Origin of the sequence: Granulicatella sp. HMSC30F09, from assembly GCF_001806915.1 — a bacterium.
Taxonomy (GTDB): Bacteria; Bacillota; Bacilli; order Lactobacillales; family Aerococcaceae; genus Granulicatella; species Granulicatella adiacens.
Genome location: NZ_KV786430.1, coordinates 1 through 23,865, shown reverse-complemented (window position 1 = coordinate 23,865; position 23,865 = coordinate 1). Strand labels below are relative to the sequence as shown.

22 protein-coding genes and 1 pseudogene are annotated in these 23,865 nt (G+C 39.4%); 21 read left to right on the top strand and 2 right to left on the bottom strand.

Features of this window, described 5'->3' with window-relative positions:
* Positions 1 to 77: 77 nt before the first annotated feature.
* From HMPREF3103_RS06960 to HMPREF3103_RS06920, 9 genes are all read left to right on the top strand, one after another.
* A complete protein-coding gene (locus tag HMPREF3103_RS06960; RefSeq protein WP_049554498.1) occupies positions 78 to 572 on the top strand; it encodes an Lrp/AsnC family transcriptional regulator in 495 nt (164 codons plus the stop codon).
* Entirely contained in the window at positions 569 to 1,747 is a 1,179-nt protein-coding gene (locus HMPREF3103_RS06955) for a pyridoxal phosphate-dependent aminotransferase (RefSeq protein WP_049554497.1), read from the top strand. The genes HMPREF3103_RS06960 and HMPREF3103_RS06955 overlap by 4 nt, the downstream gene beginning before the upstream one ends.
* Positions 1,748 to 1,912: 165 nt before the next feature.
* Positions 1,913 to 2,191 carry a hypothetical protein gene (locus HMPREF3103_RS06950; protein ID WP_049554496.1) on the top strand — a complete coding sequence of 93 codons (279 nt, stop codon included), beginning with the start codon at positions 1,913 to 1,915 and terminating at the stop codon, positions 2,189 to 2,191.
* A 9-nt stretch (positions 2,192 to 2,200) separates the two neighbouring features.
* Positions 2,201 to 2,560 (top strand): YbaN family protein, encoded by a 360-nt coding sequence (locus HMPREF3103_RS06945; protein ID WP_049554495.1) that lies wholly within the window; start codon positions 2,201 to 2,203, stop codon positions 2,558 to 2,560.
* Between the two features lie 11 nt (positions 2,561 to 2,571).
* On the top strand, positions 2,572 to 2,826 hold the full coding sequence (locus HMPREF3103_RS06940) for a hypothetical protein (protein ID WP_049554494.1): 255 nt from the start codon (positions 2,572 to 2,574) through the stop codon (positions 2,824 to 2,826).
* 152 nt (positions 2,827 to 2,978) lie between these two features.
* Positions 2,979 to 4,397, top strand: coding sequence for a C69 family dipeptidase (locus tag HMPREF3103_RS06935; protein WP_070438632.1), 1,419 nt, complete (start codon positions 2,979 to 2,981; stop codon positions 4,395 to 4,397).
* A 28-nt stretch (positions 4,398 to 4,425) separates the two neighbouring features.
* A complete protein-coding gene (locus tag HMPREF3103_RS06930) occupies positions 4,426 to 5,874 on the top strand; it encodes an APC family permease (RefSeq protein ID WP_070438629.1) in 1,449 nt (482 codons plus the stop codon).
* 139 nt (positions 5,875 to 6,013) lie between these two features.
* Positions 6,014 to 7,030, top strand: a complete 1,017-nt coding sequence (locus HMPREF3103_RS06925) for a glycosyltransferase family 2 protein (RefSeq protein ID WP_049554492.1) — start codon at positions 6,014 to 6,016, stop codon at positions 7,028 to 7,030.
* 193 nt (positions 7,031 to 7,223) lie between these two features.
* On the top strand, positions 7,224 to 7,739 hold the full coding sequence (locus HMPREF3103_RS06920; RefSeq protein ID WP_049554491.1) for a DUF308 domain-containing protein: 516 nt from the start codon (positions 7,224 to 7,226) through the stop codon (positions 7,737 to 7,739).
* Positions 7,740 to 8,047: 308 nt separating this feature from the next.
* Here HMPREF3103_RS06920 and HMPREF3103_RS06915 read toward each other — a convergent pair.
* A pseudogene (locus HMPREF3103_RS06915) lies at positions 8,048 to 8,182 on the bottom strand (IS3 family transposase); the annotation flags it as partial.
* Positions 8,183 to 8,833: 651 nt separating this feature from the next.
* On the opposite strand from HMPREF3103_RS06915, the gene glf reads away from it, so the two are divergent.
* The gene (gene glf, locus HMPREF3103_RS06910) at positions 8,834 to 9,943 is read left to right on the top strand and encodes a UDP-galactopyranose mutase (protein WP_070438626.1); all 1,110 of its coding nucleotides are present in this window, start codon (positions 8,834 to 8,836) and stop codon (positions 9,941 to 9,943) included.
* Between the two features lie 281 nt (positions 9,944 to 10,224).
* Here the strand turns inward: glf and HMPREF3103_RS06905 are convergent, their stop codons facing one another.
* Complete coding sequence (locus HMPREF3103_RS06905; RefSeq protein ID WP_070438624.1) at positions 10,225 to 11,208, bottom strand: oxygen-dependent tRNA uridine(34) hydroxylase TrhO; 984 nt, start codon at positions 11,206 to 11,208, stop codon at positions 10,225 to 10,227.
* A gap of 326 nt (positions 11,209 to 11,534) precedes the next feature.
* Between HMPREF3103_RS06905 and tetA(60) the strand changes: the two genes are divergently transcribed.
* The 11 genes from tetA(60) to HMPREF3103_RS06850 all read left to right on the top strand — a co-directional run bounded on the left by tetA(60) (position 11,535) and on the right by HMPREF3103_RS06850 (position 23,667).
* The gene (gene tetA(60), locus HMPREF3103_RS06900) at positions 11,535 to 13,274 is read left to right on the top strand and encodes a tetracycline efflux ABC transporter Tet(60) subunit A (protein ID WP_070438621.1); all 1,740 of its coding nucleotides are present in this window, start codon (positions 11,535 to 11,537) and stop codon (positions 13,272 to 13,274) included.
* Positions 13,271 to 15,010: a tetracycline efflux ABC transporter Tet(60) subunit B gene (gene tetB(60), locus HMPREF3103_RS06895; protein ID WP_070438618.1), complete on the top strand. Its 1,740-nt coding sequence runs from the start codon at positions 13,271 to 13,273 to the stop codon at positions 15,008 to 15,010. The genes tetA(60) and tetB(60) overlap by 4 nt, the downstream gene beginning before the upstream one ends.
* Before the next feature lie 155 nt (positions 15,011 to 15,165).
* Positions 15,166 to 16,314, top strand: a complete 1,149-nt coding sequence (locus HMPREF3103_RS06890) for an amidohydrolase (protein WP_070438615.1) — start codon at positions 15,166 to 15,168, stop codon at positions 16,312 to 16,314.
* Position 16,315: 1 nt separating this feature from the next.
* Complete coding sequence (locus HMPREF3103_RS06885) at positions 16,316 to 17,002, top strand: NAD(P)H-dependent oxidoreductase (protein WP_070438612.1); 687 nt, start codon at positions 16,316 to 16,318, stop codon at positions 17,000 to 17,002.
* On the top strand, positions 16,989 to 17,168 hold the full coding sequence (locus HMPREF3103_RS06880; RefSeq protein WP_005607204.1) for a hypothetical protein: 180 nt from the start codon (positions 16,989 to 16,991) through the stop codon (positions 17,166 to 17,168). The genes HMPREF3103_RS06885 and HMPREF3103_RS06880 overlap by 14 nt, the downstream gene beginning before the upstream one ends.
* Before the next feature lie 11 nt (positions 17,169 to 17,179).
* Positions 17,180 to 17,782, top strand: a complete 603-nt coding sequence (locus HMPREF3103_RS06875) for a YczE/YyaS/YitT family protein (RefSeq protein ID WP_049554483.1) — start codon at positions 17,180 to 17,182, stop codon at positions 17,780 to 17,782.
* Between the two features lie 207 nt (positions 17,783 to 17,989).
* A complete protein-coding gene (locus HMPREF3103_RS06870) occupies positions 17,990 to 19,339 on the top strand; it encodes a carbohydrate ABC transporter substrate-binding protein (RefSeq protein WP_070438608.1) in 1,350 nt (449 codons plus the stop codon).
* A 110-nt stretch (positions 19,340 to 19,449) separates the two neighbouring features.
* Positions 19,450 to 20,334: a carbohydrate ABC transporter permease gene (locus tag HMPREF3103_RS06865; RefSeq protein ID WP_005607200.1), complete on the top strand. Its 885-nt coding sequence runs from the start codon at positions 19,450 to 19,452 to the stop codon at positions 20,332 to 20,334.
* 11 nt (positions 20,335 to 20,345) lie between these two features.
* The gene (locus tag HMPREF3103_RS06860; RefSeq protein ID WP_005607199.1) at positions 20,346 to 21,224 is read left to right on the top strand and encodes a carbohydrate ABC transporter permease; all 879 of its coding nucleotides are present in this window, start codon (positions 20,346 to 20,348) and stop codon (positions 21,222 to 21,224) included.
* 23 nt (positions 21,225 to 21,247) lie between these two features.
* Positions 21,248 to 23,488: a 1,3-beta-galactosyl-N-acetylhexosamine phosphorylase gene (gnpA, locus tag HMPREF3103_RS06855; RefSeq protein WP_070438605.1), complete on the top strand. Its 2,241-nt coding sequence runs from the start codon at positions 21,248 to 21,250 to the stop codon at positions 23,486 to 23,488.
* Positions 23,485 to 23,667 carry a DUF6903 family protein gene (locus HMPREF3103_RS06850; protein ID WP_065427280.1) on the top strand — a complete coding sequence of 61 codons (183 nt, stop codon included), beginning with the start codon at positions 23,485 to 23,487 and terminating at the stop codon, positions 23,665 to 23,667. The genes gnpA and HMPREF3103_RS06850 overlap by 4 nt, the downstream gene beginning before the upstream one ends.
* Positions 23,668 to 23,865 lie beyond the last annotated feature (198 nt).

The following is a 23,865-nucleotide window of genomic DNA, read 5'->3' as shown; positions in this document are numbered from 1 at the left end:
TCTTAGGAATTCTCACAAAAAAAGGGTACAATGGGAAAGTACAAAATGTTGCAAGTGCAACTAAAGGAGGAAAGTCTATGTTCAAAGAAGTGAACGAGCAAATTTTAAAATTAATTGAGAAAAATAGTCGTTTAACTCCAGAAGAAATTGCCTCTCTATTAGAAATGGATGTGGAAGAAGTCACACGCCGTATTAAAGAGATGGAAGAAGCTAAAATTATTTGTGGCTACCATACATTAATCAACTGGGAAAAAACTGATAACGTCAATGTTTCAGCGATTATCGAATTAAAAGTAAATCCTCAAAAAGGGAAAGGATTCGACCGTATTGCAGAAAAAATCTATCATTTCCCAGAAGTAGAAGCAGTGTACTTGATGTCTGGTGGATACGATTTTATGGTGCAATTAAAGAAAGCACCAATGCGTGAAATCGCAAACTTCGTATCTTCACGTCTTTCAGTGATTGAAGAAGTACAATCTACAAAAACACATGTTGTATTAAAACAATACAAAGATCACGGCACTATGTTTGTCGGTAAAGCAGATGATAAACGTCAGGTGGTTACTCCATGAATTTAGAAAATATGTTAAATAATAAAATTAAGGACTTGAAACCTTCAGGGATTCGTCGTTTCTTTGATATGGCGAGTGAATACAAGGATATTGTTTCACTAGGGGTTGGAGAGCCTGATTTTGATACGCCTTGGCATATTCGTCAAGAAGCGATTAAAGCGTTGCAAGAAGGCCGTACATTCTATACAGCCAATGCAGGGTTAAAAGAGCTTCGTGAAGAAGTATGTATCTTTACAGAAGGTCGTCATGGGGTAAAATACGATCCAATGCATGAATGTGTCATCACTGTTGGTGGAAGTGAAGCCGTTGATATTTCAATGCGTGTGCTTTTAAACCCAGGGGATGAAGTGATTATTTGTGACCCAGGGTATGTTTCTTATGTCCCAGCGGTTACAATGGCCGATGGAACTCCAGTGATTCTTCCGTTAAAAGAGGAAAATCAATTCCGTTTAACACCTGAAGATTTAGAAGCAGTGATTACACCGAAGACAAAAGCGATTCTAATGAACTTCCCGAATAACCCAACTGGGGCAATTATGGAACGTGAAGATTTAGAAGCGGTTTGTGATGTATTAAAACGTCATGATATTATCGTTGTTTCAGACGAATTATATGGAGAATTAACTTACACTGGAAAACCTCACGTATCCGTTGTGGAAATTGAGGGTATGCGCGATCGTACAATTTTAATCGGAGGATTCTCAAAAGCATTTGCGATGACGGGATGGAGACTGGGGTATGCTTTAGCTCCAGAGCCAATTATGGAACAAATGTATAAAATTCACCAATTTGCGATTATGTCAGCTCCAACTCTTAGCCAATATGCGGGTGTGGATGCCCTTCGTAATTCTGAAGAAGACATTGTTGAGATGCGCGAAAGCTACAACCAACGTCGCCGTTACTTGGTGAAACGTTTCAAAGACTTAGGGATTCCTTGCTTTGAGCCATTTGGAGCTTTCTACATCTTCCCAAACATTTCTCAATTCGGATTAAGTTCAGAAGAATTTGCTATGCGCTTGGTAGAAGAAGAACGTTTAGCCGTTGTTCCAGGAACCGCTTTTGGGGAATCTGGTGAAGGCTTTCTACGTATTTCTTATGCATATTCGATTGAAGATTTGAAGACAGCGTTAGATCGCATCGAGCACTTCATTACGAAATTAAGAAATGAAAAATAGAGATTAAAATGAGGTACAACTACACCACTTTTGGAGTCGTTTAAATCGATTCCCAAAGAGGCGTAGTTGTATTTTTAATTTTGATTAAAATATGATTAAAATTTAATTGATAAAAGAATGATCCTATGCTACACTATGCTTACTTAAGAGGAAAGGAGACCATGCTTGAAAGAACGTTTTACAAAGTTTATTGATACCATAATTGCTCTCGATAAAGGCGATCATACATTAACGGACAAACAATGGATGAAAAAGCAAAAATGGATGTTCGTCTTGAAGTTGTTTTGGGTGATTGTGCTAGTAGCGACCTTTCTTCTAGCCGTTAATGTCTCCGTGAGTTACTTTGTTTATTTCTTCTATTTTGCTGGAGTTCTCTATGTACTCACTAAAGTACTCGAGTTTTGTATCCAACGAAGAATGACACAATTAGCTAAGGAGGAATAGAACAATCCAATGAGAATTATTTATTTTGTGATAGCTTGGGTTTCATTAGCAATAGGGTTATTAGGAATTGTCCTTCCGGTACTTCCAACAACTCCCTTTCTTTTGTTAACCGTATTTTGTTTCTCAAAGAGTTCAAGGCGCTTTGAAGAATGGTTTCAAAAAACTAAGTTATACCAGCTTTATGTCGCAGATTACCGCGAAACGAAGTCAATTGCGCGTAGTCGTAAAAAGAAAATTATTATTTATATCTATATTTTAATGGCCATTTCTATTTACTTCGCTCCGATTATTTGGGTGAAAATTGGACTTGGCGCGTTGACAGTGTTTATTACTTACTATCTATTTTGGGTGATTCCGGATAAAAAGTAGGAGGGATTCAGATGGTTGAGAAGTTTAAAGCGTTAATAGAAGATTATAAAGTGACAAGAAATGAAAACGAAGATTTTGTCTGGTGGTACGTCCAACGAGTAGCGCCCTTTAATTTACGCTACGTAATTGCAGCGGTGTTAGTGCTATGTATGGCGGCTATTTATTTTAATATTAAATACGCGCTCACAACGGTGCTCGTCTTATGGGTGATTGCCGCGACGATTACCATCGCAGAATGGGTTTATCGAAAACGAAAACAAAAATAGAAGATACAAAAGAATCTAGTTTACGCTAGGTTCTTTTTTTACCTATCATTAGGAAGAAAATAAGGATAAATAATAGAGAGGAGCCCTTTGAGAAAAAGTGCGAATAGGGCTATAATTTAAGTGTAGAAATAAAGTAAATGGAGGTAATTGTTATGAGATTTGACCAAGAACATGATTCATGTACAACCATTCTTGTTGGCAAGAAAGCTAGCTATGACGGTTCCACGCTTGTAGCCCGTACGGAAGATTCATGTAATGGAGAGTTTACTCCAAAGAAATTCATTGTCGTACGTCCCCAAGACCAACCACGTCACTATAAATCCGTGATTTCAGGATTTGAAACAGACTTACCGGATAACCCAGTTCGCTATACAGCCATGCCAAACGCCATCAATAATGAAGGGATTTGGGGAGCTGCTGGGATTAACGCCTATAATGTTGCTGTCAGTGCCACCGAAACGATTTCGACCAATCCACGTGTATTAGGAGCCGACCCACTTGTGGAAACAGGAATTGGGGAAGAAGACATCTTCACGCTCGTATTACCTTATATTATAACGGCGCGCGAAGGGGTCGAACGCCTAGGACATTTCCTGGAAACGGCAGGAACATACGAGTCAAATGGGATTGCGATTTCTGATGTGAATGAAATTTGGTGGTTAGAATCTATCGGGGGACATCACTGGATGGCACGCCGCGTACCCGATGATGCGTATGTCGTAAATCCAAACCAACTCGGCAGCGATTTCTTTGATTTTGAAGATAAAGAAAACTTCATGTGTGACCCTGATTTGAAAGACTTTATGATTCGTCACCACTTGAACTTGAACTTTGACGGAGAATCATTCAATCCACGTTACGCATTCGGTTCACAACGAGATAAAGACCGCTTGTATAATACGCCTCGTGCTTGGGATATTCAACGCATGTTTAACCCTGAAGTGGAACAATCTCCAACAAGCTTTGAAATCCCTTGGGCACGTGTTCCTTATCGCAAAATTACGGTCGAAGATGTGAAAGAATCGATGAGTACGCATTACCAATTTACACCATATGATCCTTATGGGAACTTAGGCGATGGAAAGAGCAATCGTCGTTTCCGTACGGTAGGAATTAATCGTACGAGTCAAACGGCGATTCTACAAATTCGTCCAAATCGTCCGCATGATACAACAGGAATTCAATGGGTCTCTTATGGGTCAATGCCTTTTACGACGGCCGTTCCTTTCTTTACGCAAGTGGAAACAACTCCAGCGTACTTTGCCAACACTACCGCGAAGGTTTCAACGGATTCCTTCTACTGGTCAAGCCGATTAATTGCAGGACTTGCGGATGCGCATTACTTGGAACATCAAGCGGATATTGAAAGTTATCAAAAACATACATTGTCTCGTGGAGAAGCCATGATTGCCCAAGTAGATGCTCGTCTTGAAAAAGGAGAAGTAGTCGACTTCGAAGCGGAAAATCAACAAATGAGTGATTATATCGAAGAGAAGACAGCTGCATTACTCGATAAAGTATTGCTTCGTGCAAGTAATTTAATGGTCAACCACTATTCAGTGAGTGATTAATGGCAGGTTGGGTTTAGGAGGTTAGAACATGGAAGAAAAAAATGAAAAACAACTGAGTTGGCTGATGATAGCTCTCATTGCATTTAATTTTGTATGGGGGCTCGGGAACGTTGTCAATAACTTCGCCCAACAAGGGATTGTAGTCATTACATCGTGGTTGATTATTTTAGTGATTTACTTTATTCCGTATTCATTGATGGTTGGACAACTTGGTTCAACTTTCCAAGATAGTGAAGGGGGCGTCAGTGACTGGATTAAACATACGTCCACAAAGAAACTGGCTTATTTTGCCGCATGGACATTTTGGGTGGTTCAGATTCCTTATTTAGCGCAAAAACCACAGACGATTTTGATTGCGCTTGGTTGGGTATTCCAAGGACACTCAGGAATTGTGGGCGAGCTTCCCATTCCACTTCTTGTAACGATTAGTTTAGCTCTATTCCTCATCATTCTCTATATTTCAACCAAGGGAATACGTGCGTTGAAATTTTTAGGAACGATTGCAGGGACAGCGATGTTTGTGATGTCCATCTTGTTCATTTTATTAGCAGTTGGCGTTCCATTTATTAAGCCTGATTTGCAACTGGCAACAGCGAATATGGATAAGCTGGAAACGTATATTCCGAAATTCGACTTTTCGTATTTTACAACCATAGCTCTTCTTGTATTCTCGGTTGGAGGGGCAGAATGTATGTCTCCTTATGTTCATAAAATCAAGAATCCTGCCAAAGAGTTTCCAAAAGGAATGATTGCAATGGCGGTGATGGTTGGAATTTGTGCGGTCTTTGGTTCTCTTGCAATGGGAATGATTTTTGATAGCAACAATATTCCACAAGACTTGATGCGAAATGGGGCCTACCAAGCGTTTGCGGTACTTGGTAAACACTGGAATATTGGGAATGTACTTGTCACGATTTACGCATTGACGCAATTTATCGGGCAAACAGCGACATTGGCACTCTCTATTGATGCGCCACTTCAAATTTTCCTTGGTAGTGCTGACAAAGAATATATTCCTCGTTGGCTACGTGCGCGTACAAAGAATGGAACACTAAGAAATGGATATATTCTAACAGGGGTATTAACAGGTGCTTTGATTTTGATGCCAGTATTCGGTTTGAAAGAGATTGACACGGTTGTTGTTTGGATGACAAACTTGAACGCCATCGTGTCTCCAATGTGCTTCTTGTGGGTATTCGTCGCCTTTATGTTCTTGTATCGTCATTGGGACAGATATAAAAATGCCGAATATAAATACATTAGCAACAAGACACTCGGATTCTTAATGGGACTCTGGGGATTTGCCTTCACCGCATTTGCATGTATTCTCGGAATGGTGCCACAAGTGGATTATGCGCAAAATCCATCTGAATGGTGGTTTGTCTTAATTTCAAATATCATTATGCCATTTGCGCTTCTTGGACTCGGACTCATTCTTCCATGGATTGCACGAAGAGAACAAAAACAACAAGCATAAAAATGAGTTTTAGAAAGTCCTCCTTCTGGAAAAGGGGGGCTTTATTTTTTTAAAATGTAATAGGGTATCAAACTGACAATTTTACAGAAAAATGGTATAGTAATGAAGATAAATTTACTGGAAACGAGAGGAACAACTCATGAAATTATTAACCGTTGCAGTCCCTTGCTACAACTCTCAAGAATATATGCATTATTCTATCCAAACGCTCCTTGCTGGTGGTGAAGAGGTTGAAATTTTAATCATTAACGATGGTTCTAAAGACGACACTGCTCGCATCGCTGACCAATATGCCGCAGCTTATCCAACGATTATCCGAGCGATTCATCAAGAGAATAAAGGACATGGTGGAGCCGTGAATACGGGGATGGCGAATGCAACAGGGAAGTACTTTAAAGTGGTCGATAGTGACGACTGGGTAGATGTGCGTGCTTATCTAAAAATCTTAGAACAATTACGACGCTTCGAAAAAAATGGGGAAGAAGTAGATGTGTTCATTACGAACTTTGTTTACGAAAAAGAAGGCGCGAAAACGAAGAAAATTATGCGCTACACTTCAGCGTTTCCTGAAAATCAAGTGTTTACTTGGGATGATGCGAAGCCACTTCGTCGTGGGAAATATATGATGATGCACTCCCTCATTTACAATATGAACTTACTTCGTAAATCAGGACTTCAGTTGCCAGAGCATACTTTCTACGTAGATAATTTATTTGTTTTCGTCCCACTGCAATATAGCAAAAAATTATACTATATGAATGTAGATTTTTACCGTTACTTTATCGGTCGTGAAGATCAATCCGTGAACGAGAAAGTGATGATTAGCCGTATCGACCAACAAATCCGCGTGAATGAACTATTGATGGCAAGTTATCATAGCGACTGGCAGTTTTCAACCGCTTTGAAGAACTACTTATTAAACCACTTAGAGATTACAACCGTAATTTCTTGTGCGCTACTCAATAAGGGTGGACTACTTGAGCATCAAGAGAAGAAGAAAGCTTTGCTGTCGGATTTGAAGGAAGCAAATCCAGAAGTCTTCCATCTGATTAGCCAAGCAGTGCTAAGTAGAATTACAATGGCGAAGAACAAACCTGTACAAGTACTTTCGAATGGAATTTATACAGTGACACAACGTTTCTTCGGATTTAACTAAATAGCGTTTTGAACTACCAGGCATGAAGTGCACCCTAAAAGTTAGATTTTCTGTCTACCTTACATAAGCCGGTGGATATTTATTGCAAATCAGACTGAAAGTTCCAAATTCTCTATTTATTTTATTGATATTTCTTATCAGAAGATGTATGATATTTTATATATTTAAACTATACTATATCGGAGGTATTGGTATGAAATTTTCTAATCGTTTATTGTTGTTCCTTACAGGAGTTGTTTTTGTCTTTTTAGGACTTTTGCTATTTACAAACCCAGTAGCTAATCTTGTTGCTTACAGCTGGTGGATTGCATTTGGTTTACTGGTTTCTTCTATAGCAGCTATTTTAGGCTATTTCTCTGCACCAAAAGAGCTTCGCTCACCTGTTTATCTTTTCCAAGGGATTGTTAATCTTCTCTTAGCTCTTTACCTCGTGGCTTATGGCTTTGTGACCCTGCCGGTCGTCATTCCGACCATTGTAGGAATTTGGTTAATTGTAGAAGCCATTATTGCTTTCTTTAAAGGCAATCGTCTAGGATTGATTTTCCCTATTATTGGTAGCAATATCACGTGGGTAGCCTTGCTTGCATTTTTACTAGGTCTAGTGATTCTGTTCAATCCAGTGGCTACAGGTGTCTTTGTCGTTTATGTCATTGCCTTTTCATTTTTAGTTACTGGCTTCACCTACATTATTGAGGCCTTTCGTAAATAGTCTAGTTGCTATTTCTATCGCATTCAAAAAAGCTGGGAAATCATATTCTCAGCTTTTTCGTCTCTTTAATTATCACTTTTTCGCATTCCATTCTGCGTAGAATTGCTCCAAGTATTCTTCCAAAAAGTGATGGCATAGTGCTCTAGCATTCGATAAGTTGCAATAATAACCGGTCGAGAACGGGGCATCGACTCAATCATACCGAAAATAAAAGAGCGAATGTTATCTGCAAAAAGAAAGCTTAGATTCTTTGCGATTTCAACAAAAAAAGCACTGTTTGTTCTGACCACAAAAGTTAAACAAATAATTTAAGTGAAGGATTTAGTTCTGTATTGCACAGGACTAAGTCCTTTTAGTTTTACCTTAATTCGTTTGTTGTTGTAGTAATCAATGTAGTCAACAATAGCTTGTTCCAATTGGTTAAGTGCCTTAAATGTTTTCTCATCTATGTCAGTCATCATGATGACCAAATTCACGCGCGCTATCCTTTCTTGCTCTACATCATTGCTCTTGCGACATTCATCAATATCATTACTGCGATATCTAATATCATTCGTATCCGGAAATTTCATTCTCCAGAGCTCAAATCTAGTAAAAATATCAGTTTTGCTTCCTCTCTCTTTTCTATCTTTTTCTTGCAAACCATGATGATGAAAGAGCATGGAAGTGCCGATATTCCTCAAAAAATTGCTTTTATGAATATCACTTTGGGAAGTGTCGTTTTCTGCGTACTCGTCATTATTGGCGCCTATATGATTGTAAAATCAAGAAAAGCAAAGCGAAATTTATAAAGTGTGAAAAGGAGTGAAAACTTTCTTTTTTCTAATTAAAATAGCGGAACAATTAGAATTGGAAGATCCGTTTACAGGAAAATATAAATAGGTGCTCGTCGCAGGCCACACGAGCGCCTTGAGGCGTCGCTCTGAGATCAGAGCTATGCCCGAAATTGAAAAGCCACCCGCTAAGCCACTGGATATTTATTATGGGAGAAATTATCATATATGATAATTTCGCAAAGTGTGCTTCATCGATTTGGTTCGCCTTGAGGGTCCATGATATAATAAACAAGATAATACAAGAAATGGAGAAACGACATGAAACCATTTGATTACATCGTTGTGGGTGCTGGATTATTCGGTGCGACCTTTGCGCATGAAGCAGCGACACGCGGTTATAAAGTAAAAGTGATTGAGAAGAGAAATCATATTGCGGGGAATATTTATACAAAAGAAGTGGAAGGCATTCAAGTGCACGAATACGGTGCGCATATTTTCCACACGAGCGACAAGAAGATTTGGGATTACGTGCATCAGTTTGCGACATTTAATCGCTATACCAATACTCCAGTTGCCAACTTCAACGGAGAAATCTACAACTTGCCCTTTAACATGAATACTTTCAATAAATTATGGGGTGTGGTGACGCCACAAGAAGCCGAAGCGAAAATTGCTGAACAGCGTGCGGTACTCGGGGACAAAGAGCCTGAAAACTTAGAAGAGCAGGCGATTTCTCTTGTTGGGGAAGATATTTACTACAAGCTCATCAAGGGCTATACGGAGAAACAATGGGGACGTTCGGCTACAGAATTACCAGCATTTATCATTCGCCGCTTGCCGGTTCGTTACACTTACGATAACAACTATTTTAACGATACGTACCAAGGGATTCCGATTGGTGGCTATACGAAGATGATTGAAGCCATGCTGGACCATGAGAATATCGAAGTCGAGTTGAATGTTGATTTCTTTGCGAAAAAAGATGAGTACTTGAATAGTGGTGCCAAAATCGTCTTCACGGGAATGATTGATGAGTTCTTCGATTATGAACTAGGCACATTAGAATACCGTTCGCTCCGTTTTGAAACAGAAGTCGTGGACGTGGAGAACTATCAAGGAAATGCGGTAGTAAACTATACAGACCGCGAAACGCCATACACTCGTATCATCGAGCATAAGCATTTCGAGTTTGGCACGCAGCCCAAAACGGTGATTACGCGTGAGTATCCTGCCGATTGGAAAGTGGGAGACGAGCCTTATTATCCAGTGAATAATAAAGTCAACAACGACTTGTACGCGCAGTATAAGAAATTAGCGCAGACGGTTCCGCAAGTGATTTTCGGAGGACGCCTTGGACAGTATCGTTATTACGATATGCATCAAGTCATCGCCGCTGCACTAGAAACCGTTAAACATGAATTTGAGTAAATGAAGAAACACCCTATTTGATTAGATTCAAATAGGGTGTTATTTATGATGGATTCCTTCGAATCCTAGCGGATTTTATCATAACTACAATAATGGGGTACCGGTTCGAGCCTGTAGTCTCTCACCTTTAAAGCTTCAAAAAGGGCGTAAGGAATAAATCCCTACGCCCTCTAATGAATCTTTAATACGATTCCCCATTATTGTGGCTATGAAATCCGCAAGATTCTTCAGAATCCATACACAATCAATCAGCCCAAAAATGTTTTAGATTGTTCATCAAATTAAGCTTTCACTGTATCTAGTTCTTCGCCAATAGCTTCTAAGCGCGCTACGACTTCTTCTAGTGATAGGTTGTGCTCTTGTACGTAGCGGTTGCGTGGGTGAACACGGCATTCATGGCAGCAACCACGTAAGTATTTGTCTTCGTTTTCTTCAGAAGCTAAGATACGACGGTTACATTCTGGGTTACCACAGTTTACGTAACGTTCGCAAGGTGTACCATCGAACCAGTCTTTCCCGATAACCACTGGGTCTACGTGGTTGATGTCAACAGCGATACGCTCATCGAATACGTACATTTTTCCATCCCATAATTCGCCTTGAACTTCTGGGTCTTTTCCGTAAGTTGCGATACCACCGTGTAATTGACCAACATCTTTGTAGCCTTCACGAACCATCCAGCCAGAGAATTTCTCACAGCGAACGCCACCTGTACAGTAAACAACGACACGTTTGTCCATGAATTTCTCTTTGTTATCGCGAACCCATTGTGGTAATTCACGGAAGTTGCGAATGTCAGGACGGATTGCACCGCGGAAGTGACCTAGGTCGTATTCGTAGTCGTTACGAGTGTCTAGTACAACAGTGTTTTCGTCTAAAAGAGCTTCCTTGAATTCTTTTGGAGAAAGGTAAGCACCTGTTGTTTCTAATGGGTTAATATCGTTATCGAAGTCGTTGTCCTCTAAACCAAGGTGTACGATTTCTTTTTTGTAACGAACGAACATCTTCTTGAAGGCTTGCTCGTTTTCTTCGTCGATTTTAAACCATAAGTCTTCCATGCCAGGAAGAGAGTGTACATAGTCCATATATTTTTGAGTGGTTTCATAATCACCAGATACAGTTCCGTTGATTCCTTCGTCAGCGACAAGGATACGTCCTTTTAATCCGATTGATTTGCAGAATGCTAAATGATCTGCAGCGAATTGTTCTGCATTCTCGATTGGAACGTATTTATAATAAAGTAAAACGCGAATATCTTTTGCCATATTGTAGTTCTTTCATCCTTTTCTAGTTTGTAATGGTTCTATTGTAACCGTATTGAGAACCATTATCAATGAATTCGATTGTGAAAATCTTCGAAAGGTATTGACATGACAGCGATTTAAGGTATAATTTCAAATGTAACATAAAATTTTGAGAGATTGGAGGAGAAATCAATGAACAACTTAGTAGTAAAACGAGTGAATAGAATGATAGACCTTCCAATTCAAGTGATTCAGTTATAGCGCATTTTTTAGATGAGATTAGGAGTGAAGCTGTTACTTTTTCCATGCATGGGGAAGGTAACGGCTTTTTTTGATGGAGGAAAACGATGAACGATTTAATAAAATTAGTGATAGGCTTTATAAAAAAACATCCGATGCGCTATCTTGTTAGTTTTGTATTAATGATTGGAAGTAGTATCGCTTCGGTTTATCCCGCTAGAATTGTGGGACAAGTAGTCGATAAAATCGTCGCGAATGAACTGAACGGCGATTGGCTCTGGACGCAACTTGTGATTTTAGTAGGGATTATTCTCGTGGCCTATATTACGGAGAGTATTTGGACAAATTTGATTTTTATGGGCTATTATGAAATGCAAAAAGAATTGCGTGTGAAATTATTGCGGAATAATTTGATGAAGAAAATTCCGTTTTATGCGCATTTTAGAACGGGGGACATTATTACCCGTAGCAGTGAAGATGTGATGACGATTGGCGATATGATGGGGTTCGGAATGTTTGCACTCATGAACTCAACATTGATGGTGACGGTATCGATTTATATGATGGTCACAACGATTTCGTTGCCACTGACTATCGTTGCGGTTTTACCACTTCCAATCCTTTCATATCTCGTGTATAAATGGGGATTTGATCTCGAAGAAGAGTACAACAAGGCACAAAATGCAGTTTCGCAATTAAATAATGAAGTACTGGAGATGATTGACGGTACCTACGTCATTCGAGCTTACGGGCAAGAAGATGCGATGATGGATGAGTTTCGTGCGAAAACGAAAAAGGCTATGAAACAAAATATCATTGTGTCAGAAATTGAATCTCGCTTTATTCCATTGGCACAATTATTTATGATGATCAGCTTTACAATTGCGCTTTTTTACGGTGGATACTTAGTATCGACTGGGACTATTCTCGTCGGGGATGTCATTGCCTTTCAAGTGTATATGGGGGCTATTATGTGGCCGATGTTTATGATTGGCGATATTATCACGAACTACAAACGCGGAAAAGTGGCAACCGAGCGTATTAATGAAATATTAAGATATGACGATGACATCGAACGTGGTGGAACAAAAGCGCTCGAGACGATTGAATCGATAGAGTTTAAAGACTTCCATTTTACGTATCCAGGAGAAGAGGCGTCCTTATTAAAAGGAATTAATCTTACTTTGAAAAAAGGCGAGACTCTTGGAATCGTGGGGAAAACAGGTTCTGGAAAAACAACGCTCTTGATGCAATTATTACACCAATTCCCCTACAAAGGAGAAAAGCTCTTTATTAACGCAGAACCGTTGATTGATTACGATAGTCAAACGGTGGCAGGGCATTTGGCCTATGTACCACAAGAGCATACACTTTTCTCACGCACGATTCGTGAGAATATGTTATTCGGAAAAGAGGATGCAACGGATGATGAAATTTGGGAAGCGTTGACGCTAGCCTCTTTTGAAGGAGACGTGAAACGAATGCCAGACGAGCTCGATACGATGGTCGGAGAAAAAGGGGTATCGCTCAGTGGAGGGCAAAAACAACGATTATCGATTGCGCGTGCTTTCTTACGCAACCGTGAATGTTTAATATTGGATGATGCGTTATCTGCAGTTGATGCGAAAACGGAAAGGGAAATTATCTCGCACTTGCAACAAGAACGCGGAGGTTGTATGAATATCATTTCTGCGCACAGACTTTCTGCAATTCGTCATGCGGATGAAATTATTGTGATGAATGAAGGACGTATTAGTGAGAGGGGTACCCACGAGGAGCTGCTCGAACAACGAGGATGGTACTATGAACAGTACCTCACACAAGAAATGGAGGAGGAAATCGAATGAGAACGATGAAGCGATTATTAAGCTACCTCCGTTATGAGAAAAAAGGAGTTCTGATTGGACTCTTCTGCCTGTTACTCTCAACAGGAGCAACCTTAACAGGCCCACTCGTTGCGAAACACATTATCGATAATGTGATTACTCCGATGGGGCAGGCGCATGATTTCAAAGCAGGTGGCCTACTTATATGGATTGGTATTTACGTGACAGTGAACTTAGTGGGAGTTGCTGGGGCCTATTTAAACCGTGTATATATGAAGACTCTCTCAAACCGTATTGCAAAACGCATTCGTGACGAAGTGTTCGAGCATGTACAAAGCTTGCCGGTATCGTATTTCGACCATTTACCAGCTGGGAAAGTGGTTTCTAGAATTACGAGTGATACAGAATCAGTGCGTGCAAACTTCTACGTGAGTTGGATTTCGACGCTTTTCAGTACGATTGTGATGTTGGTAGGTGTTTATATAACCATTTTCTTATTAAATGCAACACTAGGACTCGTATTATTATTCCTAGTTCCTGTAATGATTTTATGGCAGAGAACTGTTGCTACGAAACAGAAAAAATACTATTCCGAAAATCGTGAACTCTATAGTCAGTTGAGTGGACAATTAAACGAAAGCATTCAAGGAGCAGGCATCGTTCAAGCATTTCAACAGGAAGAAAAAATTGTTTCAGAATATGAAGCAACTGCAACTTCTTGGCTAGAAATTGGTCGTAAGGAATTAATTCTTGAGTCGTACTTCTCGTGGAGTCTTGTCGGCATGCTTCGAAACATTACTCATTTTGGAGTTATCTATTATTTCAGTATGCAGTTTATCGGTGGAACACTCGGGATTTCAGCAGGTCTTTTATATGCATTTATTGATTACATTAATCGAATCTATGAGCCGATTCAAACTTTTATGAATGTTGTGTCTGGCTTCCAACAATCAATGGCTGCCGGTGACCGTGTGTTTGAATTGATGGATACACCAAGCGAGGATTCAGGAGAAGAGCTTTTCACGTTTAGTGAAGGACGTATCGAATTCAAAGATGTGAGTTTTGAGTACACAGCGGGAGTTCCTGTGTTGAAGCACTTGAATTTCACGGTAGAACCTGGACAGACAGTTGCTTTTGTCGGACATACTGGTTCAGGGAAATCATCCATTATGAACTTACTGTTTCGCTTCTACGACCCAACGAGTGGAGCGATTTTGCTTGATGGGAAAAACACGCGTGATTTTAATAGACGTAGTGTGCGAAGCGAGATGGGAATCGTTCTTCAAGATCCGTACCTCTTTACAGGAACGATTGCTTCAAATGTAGGTCTTAATAACGAATCGATTCAGCCTGAGACGATTAAAGAGGCGCTCATTAAAGTAGGCGGAGGCCATCTACTCACAAAGAGTGACAAGGGACTTAACTACGAGGTGAAAGAAAAAGGAATGGATTTCTCTTCCGGGGAACGCCAACTGATTTCATTTGCTCGTGCGATCGTATTTGATCCAAAAATCTTAATTTTAGACGAGGCAACTTCGCATATCGATACCGAGACGGAAGAAATTATTCAGAATGCAATTAATGTCGTAAAAGAAGGGCGTACAACGTTTATGATTGCTCACCGACTTTCTACGATTGCTCATGCTGACCAAATTTTTGTGTTGGATAAAGGAGAAATTGTAGAACGCGGAACGCATGATGAATTGCTTCAACTGCAAGGTCAATATGCCGAAATGGTCGCCCTACAAAAAGGATAATTTATAGAAGATACAAGACGCTGTTTCCTTTGAAACAGTGTCTTTTCTTTCGTAGCGGTCAACTTTATTTTTTTATTGTTTTTCAAGGGAATTCATGGTGCATTACGCCTCTTAGTTTGTTACAATGTGTAGGAAACTGATTGAGGAGAGAACGTATGATTACCAAAGAAGTTATTGAACGTGCAACAATGCACCGCCGTCATTTACATATGTATCCAGAAGTATCCGGAACGGAAGTAGAGACAACGCGCTATATCCGCGAAGCCCTAGAAGCAATGGGACTTACATGCTGGGATTTAAAGTCTAAAACAGGAGTCGTCGCAGAAATCGGAAACGGTGAGGGACCAACATTAGCCTTACGTGCCGACATCGATGCGCTACCGATTGTGGAACAAACAGGATTAGACTACGCTTCGAAAAATGAAGGAGCGATGCATGCGTGTGGACATGATTTTCATACCGCTAGCTTGCTGGGAGCCGTTCAAGTATTAAAGGCTCAAGAAGACAAATTACAAGGGAAAGTTCGTTTTATTTTCCAACCAGCCGAAGAAAGTAACCGTGGAGCACGCGCATTGATTTCTGAAGGTGTGCTTGATGGAGTGGATGCGATTATTGGATTCCATAATAAGCCAGAACTTCCAGTTGGAACGATTGGTGTGAAGGAAGGACCTCTGATGGCAGCAGTCGGCCAGTTTAAAGCCGAAATTACAGGAGTAGGAACGCACGCTGCAGCACCACATAATGGCAACGACCCCATCGTTACGGCTTGCCAAGTGATTGCTAACGCTCAAGCGATCGTTGCTCGTCATACTTCTCCTCTTGAACCAGTGGTATTAAGCGTATCGCATATCGAAGCAGGGAATACATGGAATGTGATTCCAGAGAAAGTATTTTTTGAAGGAACGATTCGTACGTTTAACAAAGAAGTGGAACTTCAAATGACGCAGCAATTCGAAAAGATGATTGTTCAAACGGCCGATGTTTACGGGCAAAAAGGAAGTATTGAATGGATTTTAACACCGCCAGTCGTGCATAATGATGCCGCAGTCACAAAAGTCGTTAAAAGTGTGACGGAGAAATTTGCGACAGTGGTGACACCGGAAGTGACTTTAGGAGCAGAAGATTTCGCCAATTATATGGAACACGTTCCAGGATGTTTTGTCTTTATTGGAACGGGTTGCCCGCACGAATGGCATCACCCAGCGTTCTTAGTCGATGATGCAGCGCTACCGTTTGCGATTCAGTATTTTGTGGACAATACGAATGCACTTTTAGAAGTTCTTTCACAGAAAGGAAACGCGTAATATGAAAACAATGGTGGTCATTAGCCATCCAACGATTCAAACCTCATCGAGCCAACAGTTTTTCCTCGCAACTTTAAAAGGGGAAGAAACTGTAATGATTCGCCATTTAGACGAAGTATGGAGTGAGAGAAAGCCTCATTTTACAAGAGCGACTGAAGAAAAAGCACTGTTAGAAAGTGAAGCCAAGAGACTCATTCTTCAATTCCCAATGTATTGGTACCAAGCACCTGCTGCCATGAAGGAATGGATTGATACGGTGATGAGTAAGAGTGCACGCTTTGCAAAGCAAATTAAGGAACTCGGAATCGTGGTTACACTAGGTGTGAAAGAAGAAGCCTTCCGCGCAGGAGGAAAAGAGCAATTCACGCTTTCTGAACTCATGCGTCCATTTCAAGCGTTAGCAAATGCAATGGGCTGGAAGTATTTACCGATTTTTGAAGTCCATCAATTTGATTATAAGACGGAAGAGGCGAAACAAACGTTACTTGTGGAATATTTACAATACGTGACGAAAGAACACCACGGGACATTAAAAAATACAGAAGATTGGTTTATCGAACGCGCACAATCAATGAAAGGTGCCGAGTGGGAACAAATCGCAGAGTGGATCAAAGAGAATCAGGATGAAAGACTGGAACTCGAAATGCATCTGAGTGATTGGGAGGAGAGTCAATATGGAGATTATTGAGAAGATCAGGTTACTTGATGCATGGATTGCGGAAGAAAAAGAATATAAAGAACGCGCTTTGCTTGTGGCTGCAAAAACTCTTCTTTTAGAACAAGCAAAACGAATTGAACAAGCACATGGAGAGTTAGATGGGCGGATGTGGAGTCCAGAAAACTGGTCCAAATAAGGAGAATGAGATTGAAAAAAGATAAATTAGGACTTCGATTAGTTTTATTAGTCATTTCCTGTTTTTTAATCGGGCTAGGCGCAAAGATGGCTGGTTCGAGTACATTAGGAGCTGACGTTGTCGTTCTTGTTTGGGAAGGATTAAATCGCACCTTTGGGGTAGATATGGGAACGGCGAACATTATAGTCTCTCTTGTATTTCTTGGAATTACATTTAGTATCAACTGGAGGTATATTGGATTTGGAACAGTTGTGGGGATGTTCTTGCAGAGCTTCTTTATTAATCTGTTTGACTTTAGCGCTATTGCGGAAATGGATATTACCATAAAAATAATTGCGATGGTTGTAGGGATTGCGTTAATTGCCATAGGATGTGCCGTCTATGCCTTAGCAGAACTTGGGGTTGGACCTTATATCGCCGCAACCCTTGCCCTGCACGAAAAATTCAAAACATCTATACCACGAAACAAATTCTTAATTGATGCTAGTTGTGTGATTATCGCAGCTATTATGGGACAATGGCCAACGATTGGACCAGTTGTTTCACTAGTAATTAGTGGAGTGATTATGGACCAGACAATGGTGATTTTGAAAAAATTGCTTCCCATTAAATAAGAAAGCATATCCTATTTGCAGGAGGAGTCCTCTTGTAAATAGGATTTAATTTTTTATAAACAAAAAGAAAAATGAAAAATTTGATGGTATCGTTTTCTAAGACAGCAAAATAGTACAAGTCGAAAGCAAAATAGTTATTGTGAAAGCGGTTTTTCCATAGTAAACTGAAGATGTCTTAAAAAGTAATAGAAACTAGGGGGAGACAACATGAAAAAGAAAGTATTACTATCAAGTGCAGCGTTATTAGCAAGTGTAACTTTAGCAGCTTGCGGAAATAACAGCAATAACACTAGTAAGGCGGATTCAACAACTAAAGCAGAAAGTAAAGAGAAAACAACTCTTAAATTAGCAGCTTTAGAAAGTGGTTATGGTTCAGAAATGTGGCCAGCAATCATCAAAGCTTATGAAGAAGCAAATCCAAATGTAAAAGTGGAATTGACTCAAGATAAAGAAATTGAAGATAAAATCACGCCTCAAATGAAAGCAGGAGATTATCCAGATATCGTAATGCTTGCATTAGGACGTAAACAAGCATTACCAGAAACTTTAATTAAAGATAAAGCATTAGCTGATTTAACAGACTTATTCGACATGAAAGTATATGGCGAAGATAAAAAAGTTTCTGAAAAATTATTAAACAATGTATTAGGATCTACAGTAACTGACCCTTATGGAGATGGAAAACACTACTTAGCACCAATGTTCTACGCTCCAACAGGATTATTCTACAACGAAGGATTATTCAAATCTAAAGGTTGGGAAGTTCCAAAAGATGTTGCTGGTATGAAAGAATTAGCTGAAAAAGCTAAGAAAGAAAACATTTCACTATTCACTTATCCAACTACAGGATACTTAGATAGCTTCTTCCCAGCATTATTAGCAAACGCTGGTGGTGTTGATTTATTCAACAAAGCAATGAAATATGAAACTGGTGTATTCACTTCTCCAGAAGCTACTAAAGCTTTTGAAGCAATGGGAACATTATTATCAAATGTTGAACCTTCAACAGTTGCAAATGCAAATAAACAAAGCTTCACTAAGAACCAACAATTAATCTTAGACAACAAAGCATTATTCATGCCTAACGGTACTTGGGTAGTTGGTGAAATGGCAAAAGCTCCTAGAGCTGAAGGCTTCAAATGGGCTATGACTGCTGCTCCAGCAATCGAAAAAGGTGGCAAACGTTACGTTTACTCATTCTTCGAACACATTTGGGTTCCAAAAGAATCTAAGAATCAAGCAGCAGCTAAAGAATTCTTATCATTCTTGTACTCAGATAAAGCAGCTGAAATCTTTGCTAAATACAATGCAGCACAACCAATTCAAGGTGTAACAGCAAAATTACCAGAAGAATTGAAAGCATTATATAAAGTTGTAGATGAAGTAGATGGTGTTATTAATGGTAACTTCGTAGCTACTAAACCAGTTGAAGGTGTAAGCATGAAGGATACATTATATGGACAAATTGACTCTGTAGCATCTGGTCAAAAAACAATTGCTGAATGGCAAAAATCTGTTGAAGAAGTTAGCCAAAAGTTAAAAGCAGCAGTTCAATAATTCGATAGAAAGAATTAAATAGGAGTGGGATGCGAAGCAATTTTCAAGGGTGAAAATTCCTTCCACCCACTCTCATTTTATCTAAAAATGGTTGGAAAGAGGGCAGAACGATGAAAAATCGTAGAAAAAGAGAGAGAAATTTATTTATTCTCGTGTGTTTATTACCTGCACTAATTTTATTTTTTACGTTCATGATTTATCCAACAATTGAAGTATTCCGTATGTCACTTTTTAGATGGGGCGGATTTTCAAATAATAAGGAATTTGTTGGTTTAGATAATTTTAAAATTTTATGGATGGATGAAAACTTCTTTAGAACAATGCAAAATACAATCTTACTCATTGTAGTTGTAACGATCTTTACAGTTGTATTAGCAGTTGTTTTTGCAGCGATTCTTTCAACAGAAAAGATTCGTGGAAATAATTTGTTTAGAATCATTTTCTATATTCCTAATATTTTATCAATCGTAGTTATTGCAGGGATTTTATCAGCAGTATACGATCCAAAAGCAGGTCTATTAAATGCAATTTTACCAGAAGCATGGAATCGATTATGGCTTGGAGATCAAAGTATTGTCATTTATTCATTAGCTTTCGCACTCATTTGGCAAGCGATTGGGTATTACATGGTAATGTACATGGCAGGGATGGCGAATATTCCAGCTAGCTTATATGAAGCTGCAGACCTTGATGGGGCAGGAAAAATTGGAAAATTCTTTAACGTTACATTGCCATTAATTTGGAACAGTATTCGTACAACATTAACATTCTTCATTATTAGTACGATTAACTTAAGTTTCTTACTTGTACAAATCTTGACAGACGGTGGACCAGACGGATCTACGGAAGTGTTCTTAAGCTACATGTTCAAACAAGCTTATACAAACTCTTCATACGGATACGGTATGGCTATCGGGGTAGTTGTCTTTATATTCTCATTTGGATTATCCGGTATCGTAAGTCACATTACGAAACGCGATATTCTTGAATACTAGGAGGGGAGATCATGAAAGGACAAACACGTTCATTTGAAAAGCTTTATAAGGCTTTCATCTATGTTGCGCTAATTACATTAGCGATTAGTATTATTGTACCTGTCGGATGGGTCTTCTTAGCTTCTATTAAAGAAAATAGAGAATTTTATGGTTCGCCATGGACCTTGCCAGAAGGTTTCTACTGGCAAAACTTTTTAGATGCTTGGAATAAGGCGAAAATGGGAGATTACTTGCTCAATTCCGTTATTGTTACGGCTTTAGCATTGGTTATTTTAGTAGTAGTGGCGATTCCATCTTCTTATGTATTAGCTCGTTATAAATTCCCAGGAAGTCGATTCGTGAATTCATTGTTAAAAGGTGGATTATTCATCAATGTAAACTACATTGTGGTGCCAATCTTCTTAATGTTACTCGACTGGGATAAAGGATTAAAAGGACTTGGAATTAACGGCTTCTTCCTAAATAATATTTTTGTCTTAGCTGTTGTCTATGCAGCAACATCATTGCCATTCACGATTTATTTATTATCGAATTTCTTCAAAACATTACCGACAACCTTTGAAGAAGCAGCATCGATCGACGGTGCAGGATATTTCACAACAATGCTTCGTGTAATGACACCAATGGCACGACCAAGTATTATCACAGTAATTTTGTTTAACTTCCTATCTTTCTGGAATGAATACATTATTGCTTTGACATTGATGCCAGGTAAAAATCAAACACTTCCTGTAGGACTTAAGAACTTACTTCAAGCACAACGTGGTGCGGCGGAATATGGTCAAATGTACGCAGGGATGGTAATCGTAATGTTACCAACATTGATTTTATATATTTTAGTTCAAAATAAATTAACACAAGGGATGACATTGGGAGGCTCGAAAGAGTAGTCGTCATCGCAGGAGGAGAGTATATGGGTAAAACAAAAGGGCGTTTAACCCTACCAAGTGAATCTAATTTTTTAGAGCAAACAAAAGAATTACTCGAGCGTTGGGGTGCCGATGCCATTCGTGATAGTGACGGGACAAAGCTTGATGAGGCAACCAAACAATTAGATGCAAAAATTTATACGACGTATTTTGTAGCACGAAATCACAATGATTTTATTAAAGATTATATGGAAGAGTGCCAACAAATCTTCGTAATGTCTAAATTTTGGTTAGCAACAGAAGAAACATTAACGATTCCATTTATGGAAGGGTACTTTGAAGATCAAGTTCAACCAGATTATGTGCATGATCCAAAAAAATATTGGGAAGTCATTGACCGTACAACAGGAGAAGTTGTTCCGGTAGAACGTTGGTCGATTAACCAAGAAAATAATACGGTTACGATTCAAGGGACAAAGCCTTTCCATGAATATACCGTGTCGTTCTTAGTGTATGCGATTTGGGATCCAACACAAATGTACAATCATATTACGAATAACTGGGGAGATGTTCCTCATGATATTCCATTTGATGTACGTGGACCGCATTCAAATCAATTCATGCATGATTATTTAAAACAATGGCTAAAAGAGAATCCGGATACAGATGTAGTTCGTTTCACAACGTTCTTCTATCATTTCACATTGATTTTCAACAACTTAGGAAAAGAAAAATTTGTGGACTGGTTCGGATATGGTGCTAGCGTTTCAGTCGCAGCGCTAGAAGCTTTTGCCAAGGAAAAAGGCTATCGCTTAAGAGCCGAAGATATTGTGGATGAAGGGTATTACAACTCAACATTCCGTACACCAAGTAAAGCGTACTTAGACTATATCGACTTCATTCAAGCATTTGTTGCCAGAGAAGCCAAAAAACTAGTCGACGAAGTACACGATGCTGGTAAAGAAGCGATGATGTTCTTAGGAGATAACTGGATTGGAACTGAACCATATGGACCATACTTCGAACAAATCGGATTAGATGCAGTGGTTGGTTCTGTCGGCGGCGGAGCAACTCTTCGTATGATTTCAGATATTCCACACGTAAAATATACAGAAGGAAGATTCTTACCATACTTCTTCCCAGATGTATTCCGTGAAGGAAATGATCCTACGATTGAAGCCAATAAAAACTGGTTATCCGCAAGACGTGCGATTATGCGTAACCCTGTAGACCGTATCGGATACGGTGGTTATTTAAGTCTTGCATACAAATTCCCTAAATTTGTCGACTACATTGAACATGTAACAGATGAATTTAGAGAAATCTACGATATCGTTAAACATACAAAACCATATACTGGTTTGAAAGTTGCTATCTTAAACGCGTGGGGACGCTTAAGAACATGGCAATCACACATGGTAGCGCATGAACTTCCATATAAACAAATCTATTCTTACCTTGGAATTATGGAAGCATTAAGTGGAGCTAGTGTGGACGTAAGCTTCATCAGCTTTGACGATATCATTCATGATGGAGTTCCAGAAGGTGTCGATGTCATCATCAACGCGGGGGATGCCGGAACTTCATTTAGCGGTGGAGAGGTTTGGAAGAATGAGACACTCATTACACGGATTCGTGAATTCGTGTATAATGGTGGAGGATTTATCGGGGTTGGGGAACCAACAGCCGTTCATCACCAAGGAAGATTCTTCCAACTTGGAGATATTTTGGGCGTTGAAAGAGAAATGGGATATAGTCTTTCAACAGATAAATATTTTACTAAAGAATTGAAAGAGCACTTTATTATCGAAGATATTGAAGATGTTCATAAGATTGACTTTGGGGAAAATATTAAAAACGTGTATGGCTTAACGAGTGCAACTGAAGTACTTGAATTTAGCAATCCGAAAGTCAGCGCTGGTGGCGTTGAAGAAGGAATCGTTCTTCCAGCCAATGCGGAAGGAAAAGAATTCGGGGAAATCCATCTTGCAGCGAACCCTTACGGAAAAGGTCGTGGGGTTTATATCGCAGGACTTCCATATACACCAGAAAATACAAGATTATTAATGCGTGCGTTATTCTACGCAGCTAATAAAGAAAGTGAATTAACAAAATGGTATGCAAGTAATCCATTAGTCGAAGTACATGCTTATCCTGAAAAAGGAGTGTATGCGATTGTGAATAATACGAATGAAGCACAATCGACACTTGTTTATGATGGTGAAGGAGTATCTAGAACAGTGGAACTTGAGCCAAGTGAAATTAGATGGGAGAAGATATCATGAATCCTAAAGTAAAAAATTGGATCCGCTTCGTATTGATGTTGGTATTCTTTTATGTAGTTATTTTGGGGCATCAGATGGTTGGAAAAGAAGGCGTGGCTACAATGTTAGTTGGTCTTGCTGGATTACTTCTCTTGCTATGGGATTACAATCGTCCGTACTCAAAATCGATGAAACGGTAATAAAACTTAACTAGGAACAGGGGCTTGTTTACAAAAAAGCCCCTGTTCCTGTTTGCATAGACACAATATTAAAAAATAAAAAATACAAGCCTAAGGCTTGTGATTACTGCGATTCCTTGCAGATTCTTCTATAGTAGCTGTAAAAGGGGACCGGTTCGAGCCTGTCGTCTCTCACCTTTAAAGTTCAAAATGGGAGTA